Annotated in this window: 11 protein-coding genes; 8 read left to right on the top strand and 3 right to left on the bottom strand. The window is 43.8% G+C overall.

The features are described from left to right. Window positions 1–67 precede the first annotated feature (67 nt). The 8 genes from BM367_RS09955 (at window position 68) to BM367_RS09990 (ending at window position 9,187) form a co-directional block, all read left to right on the top strand. Window positions 68–3,232: a ligand-binding sensor domain-containing protein gene (locus tag BM367_RS09955; protein ID WP_177224190.1), complete on the top strand. Its 3,165-nt coding sequence runs from the start codon at window positions 68–70 to the stop codon at window positions 3,230–3,232. 43 nt (window positions 3,233–3,275) lie between these two features. Then, on the top strand, window positions 3,276–3,908 hold the full coding sequence (locus tag BM367_RS09960) for a response regulator (RefSeq protein WP_092460172.1): 633 nt from the start codon (window positions 3,276–3,278) through the stop codon (window positions 3,906–3,908). Between the two features lie 76 nt (window positions 3,909–3,984). Beyond that, window positions 3,985–4,398 carry a DsrE family protein gene (locus BM367_RS09965; protein ID WP_092460173.1) on the top strand — a complete coding sequence of 138 codons (414 nt, stop codon included), beginning with the start codon at window positions 3,985–3,987 and terminating at the stop codon, window positions 4,396–4,398. A gap of 156 nt (window positions 4,399–4,554) precedes the next feature. Beyond that, a complete protein-coding gene (locus BM367_RS09970) occupies window positions 4,555–5,238 on the top strand; it encodes a hypothetical protein (RefSeq protein WP_092460174.1) in 684 nt (227 codons plus the stop codon). 9 nt (window positions 5,239–5,247) lie between these two features. Then, a complete protein-coding gene (locus tag BM367_RS09975; protein WP_222842615.1) occupies window positions 5,248–6,285 on the top strand; it encodes a c-type cytochrome in 1,038 nt (345 codons plus the stop codon). An 11-nt stretch (window positions 6,286–6,296) separates the two neighbouring features. Continuing rightward, window positions 6,297–6,683, top strand: a complete 387-nt coding sequence (locus BM367_RS09980) for a sulfite exporter TauE/SafE family protein (protein WP_222842616.1) — start codon at window positions 6,297–6,299, stop codon at window positions 6,681–6,683. A gap of 131 nt (window positions 6,684–6,814) precedes the next feature. Then, window positions 6,815–8,164, top strand: a complete 1,350-nt coding sequence (locus tag BM367_RS09985) for a cytochrome ubiquinol oxidase subunit I (RefSeq protein WP_092460176.1) — start codon at window positions 6,815–6,817, stop codon at window positions 8,162–8,164. A 3-nt stretch (window positions 8,165–8,167) separates the two neighbouring features. Next, window positions 8,168–9,187 carry a cytochrome d ubiquinol oxidase subunit II gene (locus BM367_RS09990; RefSeq protein ID WP_092460177.1) on the top strand — a complete coding sequence of 340 codons (1,020 nt, stop codon included), beginning with the start codon at window positions 8,168–8,170 and terminating at the stop codon, window positions 9,185–9,187. A 28-nt stretch (window positions 9,188–9,215) separates the two neighbouring features. On the opposite strand, the gene BM367_RS09995 is transcribed toward BM367_RS09990, so the two are convergent. The 3 genes from BM367_RS09995 to BM367_RS10005 form a co-directional block, all read right to left on the bottom strand. Continuing rightward, complete coding sequence (locus BM367_RS09995) at window positions 9,216–11,204, bottom strand: alpha/beta hydrolase family protein (RefSeq protein WP_092460178.1); 1,989 nt, start codon at window positions 11,202–11,204, stop codon at window positions 9,216–9,218. Between the two features lie 251 nt (window positions 11,205–11,455). Beyond that, entirely contained in the window at window positions 11,456–12,643 is a 1,188-nt protein-coding gene (locus tag BM367_RS10000; RefSeq protein WP_092460179.1) for an acetyl-CoA C-acyltransferase, read from the bottom strand. A gap of 52 nt (window positions 12,644–12,695) precedes the next feature. Continuing rightward, entirely contained in the window at window positions 12,696–14,600 is a 1,905-nt protein-coding gene (locus BM367_RS10005; RefSeq protein WP_092460180.1) for an ABC-F family ATP-binding cassette domain-containing protein, read from the bottom strand. Between the last annotated feature and the right edge of the window lie 125 nt (window positions 14,601–14,725).

The following is a 14,725-nucleotide window of genomic DNA, read 5'->3' on the forward strand; positions in this document are numbered from 1 at the left end:
AAAAAATGATTAAATTGGGGTGATTCATTAGTTTTGGATGTACCCCAGAATCCTTTGCACATGCTTTGTGCTTTTCAGGATATGCATTTCAGTAGCTGCCCAGCCAGTTTTGCATGATCCGGAAAAGCTTACCATGGCCGATGGACTAAGCAGCAATATGGTCACGGACGTGGTGCAGGATGGTGATGGGTACTTGTGGATTGCGACCGATGATGGATTAAACCGGTTTGACGGAACTGAAATCCGAACGTTTTACGCAAATCCCGATCATTCCAATACCCTGCCTGATAATTACATCCACCGACTCATTTTACTTGATTCCTTTCATCTGGCAATTGCAACCAACCGGGGGTTAAGTATTCTCAATACCCGGGATCTGAAATTTCATAATTTTTATTTTACCCTCGATGATTTGCATCTTCCCGAACTCGATCAGCCTGAAGTAAGCATGCAAAATGAAGAGAAGAAATTATGGGAAGCCTATCACAATGTGATTCTGAATATGGAGAAAGATGCATCAGGGAATTTGTGGTTAGGTACCCGTGCGTCTCTCATCTGTCTTAGCAATCAATTGCACCTCGTGTATGTTTCTTACAGGCATGTACGACCTTATGATTTGTATGGAAGGAGATTAAATTATGTATGGAAGATCATTCCTTTATCTGTCAAGCAGGGGACACTGGTTTTATTGAATTTGCCTTTTGCATCCGATCCCTATACAACACAGGCTCATCGCACATGGTTTTTATGTCATACGGGTATGAAACAGATGATACCAGTGAGTAAATTACATACACCTGATCTGGATTTTCTAAATCAGCTGCATTACAATAATCTCTGTTTTCGTGTATATGGGCATTATTTGTTGTTTGCTTCCTCCATGCATGATAGTTTGTATGTATGGGATGAATTGACGAAACATAAAGCCGCTTGCAGATTTCTTCAAATTCGGGTATGGAATAGCAATCGCTTAATACCTTTAATAGAACAGATTTCAGAAATTGGAAACGGATGGCTGGCTCTTGCATATCAGAATGAAGGTTTTTCGTTGATTAAAATACGGGATACGGGTGATAGTCTTTCGTTGGTGTTTTACCCGAAGATTTATTTTCCGCAATATACATTTCGAAAAATTTTTTCAGATAGGGAAGGGAATCTCTGGTTTACGACAGAGACGGATGGTCTGTTGAGAGTTTCACCTGATAAACAGAATTTTGAATCTTTCTGGCTGGAAAAAGGTAGTCAGCGCCATGATGTCCTCTCGATGTACAGGTATAAAAATAACTTGCTGATTTCTAATTATGGAAGTGGATTGTATAATCTCGATTTATCTGGCAAGGAACTTACTCATTTTCTTTTTTCTTACCCACATTCCAGGTTATTGAATCAGTTACTAAACATGGTCTGGAACATCCGCCATGAAAGAGGCGATACATTTTGGTTGGGTACGCAAATGGGATTAATGTGGTATGATATAAAAAATAATCATGCGGGCCGGATTTTACAGAACCATCCAGGTTTGTTGGACTCAGTGCCTATTACCACTCAATTTACTGATAGCAAAGACCTTGTGTGGATGGGAATGGGTCTTGGTCACGGGTTGTGTATTTATGATATAAAACAGCAAAAATTTCAGCTGATTCCCAATCATGCAGGTAGTTATCCGTATCGTTATCCTACGGGAATTGTGGAAGATGAAAACAGTGACATTTGGTTGGTAAACGATGATGTGGGTTCATTGGTGCACTGGACTCGTAAAACCCGTCAGTTTCAAATAGTCACTCCTGAAGTGTTGAAAGGAAAGATAACGGCAGCCACAGGAACAATATGCGTGGATCATCAACACAATATTTGGTATGCTGTTGATCCGGTTGGATTGATTCAATATAACCCAAAAAACCAGCAAACAAAGATATATGGACCCGGCCAGGGATTAAACTTCGGATCAATAAGAGGCATTATGCAATATGAGCAGAATATATGGCTTGCAACAACAAAGGGAATCAGTTGCTATCATCCGAATCATCATACCTTTTCTTATTACACGGAATTAAATGGCTTGCCCGTTTCTTATTTTACAGGTAATTTCTATGTAGATTCCACAACTCATCTGGTTTATGTGGGTACATTGGGTGGTATCATCAGCTTTAATCCTGATCGGATGACGGTTTCTTCGTATCCTCTACCTGTAAGAATTACAGGCATATATATCAAAAATAAGATCATGGATGATTTTAAGGCAGAGAATATCCGGATTCCTTATCATGACAACGATATTTCTGTATTTTTTACCGGTATCAATCTTACCAATGGGAAAAGCAATATTTATGCTTATCGTTTGGATGAAGGAAACAACAGAACAGGTTCCTGGATAAATATTGGTCATCAGCGGCAGATCAGATTGGCTAATCTGGCACCGGGTAATTATCATTTATATATTAAAGCCGCGCGAGGCGGAGGTGAATGGGGGCCGGATATTGAACATTTGGATTTTATGGTTGTAACTCCATTTACACATTCTTTTTGGTTTTATCTGCTTCTTGTGTGTTGCGGGTTTGGTATCATATACGGCTGGTATCGTTATCGCATTCTTCAACTGGTGAAACTCGAATACATGCGAACGCAGATTTCGCATGATTTGCACGATGAAATTGGTTCTCATTTGACTACTATTGGCCTGACAGCGCTGCTTGCACAAGAAAAACTACAGCAGAACCTTGCCGGACAAACCGGCGTAACAGTTCAGTTAAACGATCTGCTCAAAAGAATCGTAGAAGATAGTCGGCATGTTTCAGACACGATGAGAGAAATTGTATGGACGATAAATCCACGTAACGATTCATTTACACAGGTACTTCCGTTTCTGATTCGTTATGCTTCACAGGTTCTTGAATACAGTAATATTCAAGTACATGCAATGATACTTGACGCCGACGGATTTAAAATGACTATGTATGAGAAGCGCGATTTGGTACTTATTTTCAAAGAGGCCATTCATAATATTGTGAAGCATGCTGAAGCTACCAGCGTGCAGATTGTTTTTGAGAAAAAACAAAACATGTTTTCCCTGACAATAGCCGACAATGGAAAAGGATTTAATCCGGATAACTATCTCTGGAGCAATGGCTTGTATAATATGAAAACAAGAGCAATGCGACATAACTGGTTGCTCGATATCAGTGCAGGTGCTGAAAAAGGTACTCATCTTATTCTTTATTTTAAACCTGCATGAATATGTAGTTTTTCATATCTGTTTTCATATTTAGCTTTATATCATGATTTTGCGCATTATTTTATTTGAAGACAATGAAAAGTTAAGAAAATCACTGAAGCTATATCTTGAACAGACAGGTAACTATGTGGTAGTTGCTGATTTTGGATCCTGTGAAGGGGCCGGTGAAATGGTGGCTACGCTTCGCCCTGATCTGGTGATTATGGATATTGGCATGCCTTATGTTTCAGGAATTGAGGGTGTGAGAATGATTAAGGAAGCTTATCCGGAAACACATGTGATTATTTACACCGTATTTGAGGATGAAGATAAGTTATTTGATAGCTTGTGTGCAGGTGCCAGTGGATATATTTTAAAAAACACTTCATTAAGTTACTTGCATGAAGCCATTCGGGAATTGCAGGAAGGTGGTGTGCCCATGTCGCCTGCTATCGCACAGAAAGTATTACAATATTTTCGCCAGCAGGCGGGTCATCAAAATAAGTACGGGCTTTCGGGGAGAGAAATGGATGTACTTCGTTATCTTGTAAAAGGATACAGCTACAAAATGATTGCAGATGCATGCCATGTATCCCTTGCTACTGTACAGTTTCATATTCGCAACATTTATCACAAACTTCATGTCAACTGCGGAAGGGAGGCTGTTATCAAAGCATTGAAAAATAAGATCGTATAAAACTACATGTTTATGTAGTTGACTTTACCCGGATAGATTTCAAATTTTGTGTTGTTATTCCCCAAAAATAAATTCTATGTTCAGGCTCATCTTTTTTTCTGCTGTTTTGTTAATCTTTCAGCAGTTGGCTTCTGCGCAGAAATCTGATTACAAGGTTGTATTTGACCTTACCAGCAATGATCCGGTTGCACAACAACAGGTTATCCGTGATGCGGGATTGATTAAATCGGCTCATCCGGATGCTCAGCTGGAAGTAGTTGTCTATGGGCAGGGCCTTGATCTGGTGCGAAAAGATAAGTTTGTAGATAAAGATGCAATTGCAAAACTTCTTAAACTGGGAGTTGCTTTTAAGGCTTGTCATATCGCCATGGATCGTCAGCATGTAACAGAATCCCAATTGATCACCGGCGTGCAAACCGTACCAGATGGTATTTATGAGATTATCAGCAAACAACGCAATGGATTTGGATATATTAAAGTAGCACGTTAGTTATTATTCTGCTCAATTTGAATATCTGGTATAAATACCTGTATTCTTGTTTGTATGAGAGAAGGTGATATTCTATTCTGCTATGTCTTTTTAATCATGTTATACATTTTCTAACGCACATCAATACCAACATTGATAACCTTAAAAAGTTTTAAAATGACGACAAAGAACAACACATTTATCCACAGGCGTGGTTTCATTGGAATGATTTCAGCAGGGGCTGTTACACTTTTCACTTCTCCGCTTACTTCTGCTGTAAATCCTGTTGCTTCATGGGTTGAGGCTGAAGATCCGGATAGCTGGTTTAATAAAATTCAGGGTAAACATCGCATTGTATTTGATGTTACTGAGCCCAAGGATATTTTTCCTTTTGCATGGCCGGCAGTTTTTTTAGTTACAAATCAATCAACCGGTACAGATCCCAAGGATTGCAGTGTGGTAGTTATTTTGCGGCATGAATCCATACCTTTTGCCATGCAACCTGCATTATGGGAAAAATATCATTTGGGGGAAGCATTCAAGTACAATGATCCGAAAACGGGGCAGCCATCGGTTCGGAACCCTTACTGGAAGCCGGATCCAAATGATTTTATTTTACCCGGATTAGGGCCTGTACCGATTGGCATCAATGATCTTCAGCAGCAGGGAGTAATGTTTTGTGTATGCAATATGGCCATTCGGGTATATAGTGCTGCTGTGGCTCAGGGCATGAGTATGGATCCCGAAGCGGTGCGAAAAGATTTTCTGGACAATGTGTTGCCAGGCATTGAAGTGGTACCTTCAGGTGTGTGGGCTGTGGGGCGAGCACAGGAGCATGGCTGCGCCTATTGTCGTGTTTGATGCGGATGCATGAAACGAAGGTGGATAGTTGTGTGGCTAACGGCAGGATTGGGAATCCTGATCTTATTCTCTGTGTGGAGAAGGATATGGTTGCATGAATATCGTATGCATATTCTTCATCAAAAGCATGCATTGTATCAACAACCAGTTACAAATATTGTCTGGATACCACCCGATACCCACACAATTCCACATACAGCAGAGGGAGATTTGATTCGTTATGGCCGCTTATTGGTTGTACACACAGCCCGTTATCTGGGTCCAAAGGGCAAAATTGCACATATCAGCAATGGCATGAATTGCCAGAATTGCCATCTGGCTGCGGGAACATTGCCATTTGCCAATAATTTTTCATTGGTGGCATCTACTTATCCCAAATATCGTGCACGGAATGATCGGGTAGAAACCGTTGCTTTTCGCGTAAATGCCTGTTTGAAAAGAAGTTTAAACGGTGAGGCACTGGACACTAATTCGCGGGAAATGAAAGCTTTTGTAGCTTATTTGTTGTGGATTGGAGGGCAACTTCATGCAAACAGCTCTGCCGGTAGCCGAACACCCACAGTTTGGGGAGCTGGTACAGAAAAATTGAATTATTTGAAACGTGCAGCCGATACGAATGCCGGCAGGATGGTATTTATGACTTACTGCCAAAACTGCCATGGACGCCATGGACAAGGCTTGTGGGTGGATAGTACAGGTGAATATCAATATCCTCCGTTGTGGGGTAAACATAGTTACAATACGGGTGCCGGTATGTATCGGATTTCCCAGTTTGCGGCATTTGTTAAAAATAATATGCCGTTTGGAACAAGTTACTTGCATCCGCTGTTAACCGATGAGCAAGCCTGGGATGTGGCCGCTTTTGTGAATACACAGCCCCGACAGGCTTATCGGGATTTGAAGTATGACTGGCCCAGGATTGCCGATAAGCCTGTGGATTATCCCTTTGGACCGTATGCCGACTCATTTCAGGAGCCACAACATAAATACGGCCCATTTGAAGAAATTGAAAAAGCAAGAGCAAATATATCCGTTAAACAGCAGTAAAGTTTTATGTTATGCAGTTCAGTGTGATTACAATGGCAGGGCTGTTGCTACTCGGGATCATTGCGGGATATCTGGGTGGCCTTGCGGGTGTGGGCGGCGGCATTTTGGTGGTACCGGCGTTGGTATATATTTTTGGGTTCAGTCAACATCAGGCACAGGGAACTACCCTTGCCATGATGCTCCCGCCTATTGGTCTGCTTGCAGCACGGGAATATTATCTGCGGGGATATGTACACATATCTGCCAGTTTGCTGCTTGTCAGTGGTTATCTGTTGGGAAGTTATCTGGGAGGAAAAATGGCTGTACAGTTGCCCGATCTTGTCGTCAAGAAAATATTTGCCTGGTTTATACTGATGGTATCGGTGAAAATATTGTTTTTTACTTCTACGAAAAGCTGATCGTTTTTCTTTCCGCTGCAAACAGCATGGTTTCTTTCAATCATCACGTGCGTTTTGCTAATACGTTCATATCATTTCCCAAGTATCTTTGTGATGAATGTTTGTGGAGATGATTAAAACGTATTATTCGCATGGATGACTTTCTGGCTGCTCGTGCGCAAATGGGTGTTTCGCTTGGCTTTCATATCATATTTGCCTGCATTGGCATGGTGATGCCGTTTTTCATGGCTGTAGCTCATTACAAATGGTTGCGAACAGGAGATGTTTGTTACAAAAATATTACGCGTGCCTGGAGCCGGGGAGTAGCCATATTTTTCGTTACCGGTGCCGTGTCGGGTACCATGTTGTCGTTTGAGCTGGGACTATTGTGGCCAGGATTTATGAAATATGCAGGGCCTATCATTGGCATGCCGTTTTCGCTGGAGGGAACGGCATTTTTTATTGAAGCCATTGCATTGGGCTTTTATTTGTATGGTTGGGAAAAACTCAACAGATGGTTTCATTGGTATACCGGACTGTTGATTGGCTTGAGCGGATTGGCATCTGGTATTCTGGTGGTATCAGCCAATGCGTGGATGAACAGCCCGGCTGGTTTTACTTACGAAAACGGGCATTTTACCGATATTAATCCCTGGAAGGCCATGTATAATGCCGCATGGATTCCTGAGGCCCTGCACATGATTTTAGCTGCCTTTATTGCCACAGGATTTGCAGTTGCGGGTGTACATGCCTGGATGTTGTATCGCGGAAAGAATGTTGAATTTCATTTGAGAGCTTTCCGAATTGCTGTGAGTTTTGCAGCCATTGCCGCTTTGTTGCAACCATTCAGCGGCGATTTTGCGGCCAGAAGTGTGGCAAAGCTGCAACCTGCCAAACTGGCTGCCATGGAAGGGCTTTATCATACACAATCTCACGCACCCCTGTCTGTGGGAGGCATCTGGTCTGCTGTCCATCCTGCTTCCGGTTCTGATAGTATCGTGTATCGGCTCAAGTATGCAATTGAAATTCCGGATTTGCTGAGTGTGTTGGTGCATGGAAAGGCCAATGCCGAAGTAATCGGTCTGGATCGTATTCCAAAGAATGAATGGCCATTGGTAGGCATAGTACATATTGCTTATCAAATAATGGTAGCTCTTGGCATTTTGCTTTTTTTATTGGCTGTAATCAGTTTATGCGGTGTGTGGAAATACCGAAAATGGCTGCATCAACCATGGTTTCTTAAATGGCACATCATGGCAATTCCTGGAGGATTCTTAGCCATAGAGGCTGGTTGGACGGTCACGGAGGTGGGCCGTCAGCCATGGATTATTGATCATATCATGCGTACTGCGGATGCAGTGACCCCTATGCCGGGTATTGTATATACCTTTTATGTTTTCACAGGGATATATTTGATGCTGTCGGCCATGGTGATATTTCTGCTTTATCGTCAAATCAAAATGGTACCTGTTTTATACGATGTTGTTTCAGATAAAAATTGAAACATGCTATTTGTAGTCATCATGTATCTTTACCTTTCCTTATTGTTGTATTTGCTTTTGGGAGGTGCTGATTTTGGGGCGGGTATTTTGGAAATGTTTACCTCTTCCCGCAATCAGCCGCGCACAAGGCGTATCACCTATCTGGCTATTGGACCGGTATGGGAAGCCAATCACATGTGGTTGATTATCTTCATTGTGATTTTGTTTGTAGGATTTCCTGAAATCTATACCACATTTACTACATATCTGCATATACCTTTGTTGTTGATGTTGCTGGGCATCATTTTGCGGGGCACAGCTTTTATTTTCCGGCATTATGATGCTGTCAGGGATCGGATGCAAACGGTGTATAATGCCATCTTTGTGTATTCAAGTTTTATTACGCCCATGATTTTGGGTATGATAGCTGGTGCCGTGATTTCAGGTAACATTAATCCTTATGCTCATCATTTTTCGGATTTATATCTGAAACCCTGGCTGAATATTTTTTGCTTTATGGTAGGATTGTTTACCGTTGCCCTTTGTGCATTTCTGGCAGCAGTTTATCTGATAGGTGAAGCCGTTACTTCGTATGATCAACGCAGATTTGTTTCAAAAGCCATTGTATCGAATATTTTAGCTTTACTGGCTGGTATAGGTGTATTCTTAACTTCACATTGGGCACATTTTTCTTTATGGCAATGGATATTTGGCAACCCGGTGGGAAAGTTTGCCATTATTGCTGCTTTGATTTCTCTGGGCTGGCTCTGGTATGCATGCATCAGGGGCAGGAGAAAATTTTTATTGCGTATGCTGGCATGTTTTCAGGTAACCATGATTTTACTTGCCGTAGGTTATCATCATTTTCCTGATTTCATGATTTTGCAAAACGGCACACACGTGTCATTGTTTATCCATCGTGCGCCGGATGCAACCATAAATGCGCTTGCTTGGGCATTGCTCGGTGGGAGCCTGTTTATACTGCCTTTTCTGATATATTTATTTTATAGTTTTCGGGAACCTGCGCAAGCTGATATGCAATAATATTTTAAGATTCATTTTGTAGAACACCTTATTTGTTTGTAATCCTGACTTTTTCCGATCCAACAAACTGAATCAAATCAGGTAGGTCAAAGCAGGTTAAAGCATAGGGAATTACATAGCTGTATTGATTGGGTGTGGCAGGATGCAAAAGAAAATCCATAAAACTATCCGGCATATCGGATAACGTGAACTGATGGACATGCGGATTAAGTGCTGCAGCCAGTAAAGCTGCTTCAGCAGCCGGCCCTGTGGCTTCTATATCTATCGGTAATGAAGATAGGGATGTATGTTGTGTAATAAAATTCAGCAGCATCAACACATCCTGTGTGCGCTGTGCAGGCAGGGAAAATCCGGTGAACAAAGCCAGCACGGCATTCCGGTATTCCTGATTCATATATTTCTTATCATTAAAGGCCGCATCATCGGCTGTTTCTCCCATACCTCTGAGGTCGGCTATCAGCAGCATACAGCTTTGCCGGATAGATTTCATCAGATACAGGCTATCTTTCAATACCGCATCTTTACCGGCCTGATTCAACATTATTTTCCATTTCGTAAATGATTTGAATGCTGATGGATCGGTTATCAAACAGGGTATAGGTGGGAAATCATTTCCACGAATAATGATTTTTTGAAAACGATAACCTGCAATAACCACAGTGCCCATTTGCTGGGTGTCAATGGAAAAATGATTTGATTCAGGCAGATGCAAGATTCGTTTGATCATGTTTTGATATTGCATTCGGCTGCTATCATGAAGCCAATGGGTACGTGAGGCTTGCCAGCTCCTGGCTATGGAAAGCCGCATTGCCGGCAATGTCTGCTCATCTGCAAATGCTGTATTCACCTGACCTGTGATGGTTACCTGCAAGCTGTCTGCAGGCAATGTAGGAAGCGCTTTTTCGTGGACAGGCATATCATCATGCATAAACCATTTCCGGAACCATTGTACGGCTTTTTCCTGTTTGGGTGGCTGAATGCCATGTCCGTCATCATAAGCAAAAAGACTAATATGGGAGGAAGCACCCAATGTATCATACACCTGCTGCAATTCATGATACACATCGAGTGTACCATTGAAATCCACAAAATCATACCTGCCTGCAAGAATCAATACAGGTCTGGGAGCGAACATGATGATATAATCGCTGATATCCAGCCCCGCTTCACTCTCGCCTGGCAGCCATTGGCAGCCATCCTGCGGTCCCAGCAGCCATAATGTTCTTTCCCTGCGGGTTACATAGCTGCATATGACGGCTGCTTTGATACGAGCATCTAAGGGTATTAGATAAGCCGTTTGTGTGCCCCCACCCGAATTGCCTATGCATCCAATACGCGTGCTATCTACTTCAGGCCTGGAACATAGATAATCTATTGCCCGAATGTTATCCCACATTTCATCTTTTACTACGCTGGTGCCCAGCAAATTGGCGCCTGCAGCCAGCAAGGTATGTTCCGTAGTGCCCCCGCGGGTTAGAGGATTACCCGAAGAATCCGTGAGCTGATATCTTTCGCCTTGTGAGATCGGATCAATCATTAAAACCACAAATCCATGCTGGGCCAGCAAGATAGCGGTTTGCTGATAGGTAAGAGTGGCTTTGGCTGTTGCTTCATGTCCGCAACAAAACAGGATACCGGGAAAGGGTCCTTTTCCAACAGGGACATACAGATTGGCTGTTACATGATGATGCGGCAAACTTTCAAAGATGATTTTTTCAATCCGATATCCATCTTCTGCGATCGTACTCAGCAACTGTGCATGCAAAGGTGTTTTTGGAGGCATGGATCCAAGAATGGAAAGATATTGCTGCCGGCAATATTGCTGGTATTGCTCAAGCTGATGATGCAACAAAGCTTGATGTAACAGGCTGTCCCGATGTCGGTATTGCTGGTGTAATCTTTGTGTAATAAAATCATGCAGGGTCTGATGACCGTTCCAATCCAGCACGTTGTATGATCGGACGGATGTAGTTTGCGCATATCCTGTACCGATGTTGCATACAAAAGATATGCTCATAAGGATTATCCATATTGGCATCAGGGACACAAATCCTTGTTGCAGACAACTATATTTTCGGGTTATGGGTAAATTCCTTTTTGAGGTGCACATGTTTGTAATTGTATGTTTGAATATGTTTTAATTTATTCGTGTTGATTTAACATGTATCGTGTTATGTGAAAGGAAGTGATTCATTTTGCATAGATGGGAATAGGAAATAATGAATGACAGGTATGTTTACCGTTTGTTGATGATTTGAACTGAACTTGTTAACGCAACAGGTTTTCAATAATCATGGCGCTGGCACCGCCGCCTCCGTTGCAGATGCCGGCCAATCCGTACCGGGCTTTGTGGTGCTGCAGGATATGCAGGAGGGTAACCACGATGCGGGCTCCGCTGCAGCCCAGGGGATGTCCCAATGCCACGGCTCCTCCCCACACGTTCAGCTTTTCTTCCGGAATGCCCATCTGTTGGGCATTTACCATGGCCACGCAGGAAAAGGCTTCGTTGATTTCCACAAAATCCATATCCTGAATTTTTAATCCGGCTTTTTGCAAAGCCTTATCCATGGCTTTGATGGGGGTGGTGGTAAACCATTCGGGAGCTTGTGCGGCGTCGGCAAAGGAAACGATGCGCGCCAGGGGGCGAAGATTTGATTTTTTTACGGCCTCTTCGCTGGCCAGCACCACGGCAGCCGCTCCATCATTGATTTTGGAAGCATTGGCTGCGGTGATGGTACCCCCTTCTTCAAAAGCGGGTTTGAGCAAAGGCATTTTTTCAAAATTAGCACGGCGGAATTCTTCGTCTTCCTGCACCGTCCGCATGTTTTTACCTTCTTGCACTTCCACGGCAACTAGCTGCGATTGCATCCATCCGTTGGCGTAGGCTTGTGCAACCCGTTCATAGCTTTGGCGGGCGTATGCATCCTGTTGTTCACGCGTAAGATGATAGGTGCGGGCGCATAATTCAGCTGCATTGCCCATGTGATACTGGTGATAAGGATCCCACAACCCGTCCAGAATCATGCCATCAATCAATTCGCCGTGCCCCAACCGGTATCCGCTGCGTGCTTTAGTGAGGTAATAAGGCGTTTGGCTCATGTTCTCCATGCCTCCGGCCACAATGAAATGCTCATCATTGGATGCGATGGACAAGGAGCCGAGCATGATGGCTTTCATGCCGCTGGCGCATACTTTGTTTACCAATGTAGCCGGCACGCTGTCGGGAATTCCGGCTTTCAGGCTGGCTTGGGTAGCAGGAGCCTGACCCAGTGCGGCCTGCAGCACACTACCCATGAATACCTCCTGAATTTGTTCAGGAGCCACCTGAGCGCGTTTCAGCGCTTCGCGAATGGCAATGGCACCCAGTTCGGTGGCAGGTACGGATGAGAGAGCCCCCTGAAAGCTGCCGATTGGCGTACGGGCAGCACCTACGATGAAGACATCCTGTGCAGGCATAACGCAGATTTTGTGTGCTTCAAATTTACCGGATTTCAACGATGTGCAGGCATTATAGTTCTTTCTCCATTTCCATCAGTCGCTCAAACGCTTCTTCATAGCGGGTTTGCAAATCCTGATATTGGGATTGAAGATTGCGGTAGAGTTGTTCAATCTTCAGAAATTCCTGTTTGTTAGCATAGAGGACGGGATCAGCCAGTCGTAGTTCAACATTGCGAATTTCTGCCTGGAGAGTATCGAGTTGTTTTTCGATTTTTTCAAACTGGCGTTTTTGTTGTTGATAGGCTTTTCTGCGGGCTCGCTCTTCTGCAGCAGGCTGGTTAATTTGCCGGGAAGTATAGGTTGAAGATGAAGAAGCTGTTGCAAATGCTTTTTGCTGGACCCAGGAAATGAGATCTCCCTGCCATTCGCAGAGTTGTGCATTTTCAATATACCAGATTCTTTGAATCATTCCCTCCAGAAAATAGCGGTCGTGAGAAACAACGATATAACTACCCGGAAAATTGCTCAATGCCTGTTTCAGCGCATCTATGGAAGGAATATCCAGGTGATTGGTGGGCTCGTCGAGCAACAGGAAATTGGCTTGTGTGAGAAACAATTTGGCCAGAGCCACCCGGGCTTTTTCGCCGCCTGACAATACCTGTATGGGCTTCAAAATGTCATCGCCACTGAATAGGAACTGCCCGAGCACATTGCGAATTTCCTGGGTAGTGTAGGAGGGAGCATGTTGTTCTACTTCCTGCAAGATGGTGTTGGCTGGATTCAGTTGTTCGGTATGATGTTGTGCATAATAGGCCATTACCACATGGTGCCCGGTATGCAGTTTTCCTTCAAATGATTCCTGGCCTGCCAGGATGCGGAGCAGGGTTGATTTTCCACGGCCATTGGCACCAATCAAACCAATTTTATCACCCCGCATGATTTCAAAGGAAACATCCTTCAATACAGTGTTTTCGTTGTATGATTTGCTGATGTGATGCCCACTCATGATCAGTCGTCCCGGTTCACGTTGCATCCGGAACTGAAAGCGTGGTGTATTTGTTGTTGCTTCAACGGGATCAATGCGTTCCAGTTTTTCCAGTTTTCTGATTGCACTCTGCACTTGTGCGGCTTTAGTAGCCTTTGCCCGGAAGCGTTCTATAAAAGCTTGCTGATGTTGAATGAAAGCCTGCTGATTTTCATATGTCCTTTGCTGATGCTCCTGCCTGGCTTGTTTCTGTGCGATGTAAGCACTATAATTTCCGGTATAGATAAAAAGTTGTTGCTGATCGATTTCCACGATTTTCTCAACCAATCTATCGAGGAAATGGCGGTCGTGCGAGGCAATGATGCAAGTGCCGGGGATTTGTTGCAGATAATTTTCCAGCCATTGCATGCTGGGTAAATCCAGATGATTGGTGGGTTCGTCGAGCAGGAGCAAGTCGGGCTGCTGCAGCAGCAGGCGGGCCAGCAATACGCGCATGCGCCAGCCGCCGGAAAAGGTATGAAAAGGGCGATCCAGGTCGCTCGTCTGGAAGCCCAGGCCTTCCAGCACTTCTTCCGTACGGGCTTTCAATTGGTAAACATTGGCTGTTTCAAACTGATGGAGCAATTCGCCATATTCCTGCATCAGGCTTTCCTGCTGGTTGGAGGCCATCTGCTGGCTCAGTTCCTGCAGGCGTTGCCAGCAACGGTTGATTTCATCAAACGCACTCATCGCCACATCGCGGATGGGCGCTTCTGTTTGAAAGCTCAGCAATTCCTGGTGAAAAAATCCGATGCGCAGTTCACGCTGCCGATTCACAAACCCTTCCTGCGGCGATAATTCACCGGCAATGAGTTTCAACAGGGTTGATTTTCCGGCACCATTGCGACCTACCAATCCTATGCGTTCTCCTTTGCCAATGTGCCAGTTTATGTTATGTAGCAAGCTGCGTGCCCCAAATTCAAGCGTAATATGTTGCAAACTCACCATCATTCAGGCCGGCAAAGCTATCAAAAATTCCCATACTGGATGATTCCACAACCCTGCCAGCCAACAGGCAGCAGCAAGCCGTTTTATTGTTTAATTTGCTTCATCAGAATCTGAATCAATGCGCTTGA

The sequence above is a fragment of the Thermoflavifilum thermophilum genome, assembly GCF_900116565.1.
GTDB classification, from domain to species: Bacteria; Bacteroidota; Bacteroidia; order Chitinophagales; family Chitinophagaceae; genus Thermoflavifilum; species Thermoflavifilum thermophilum.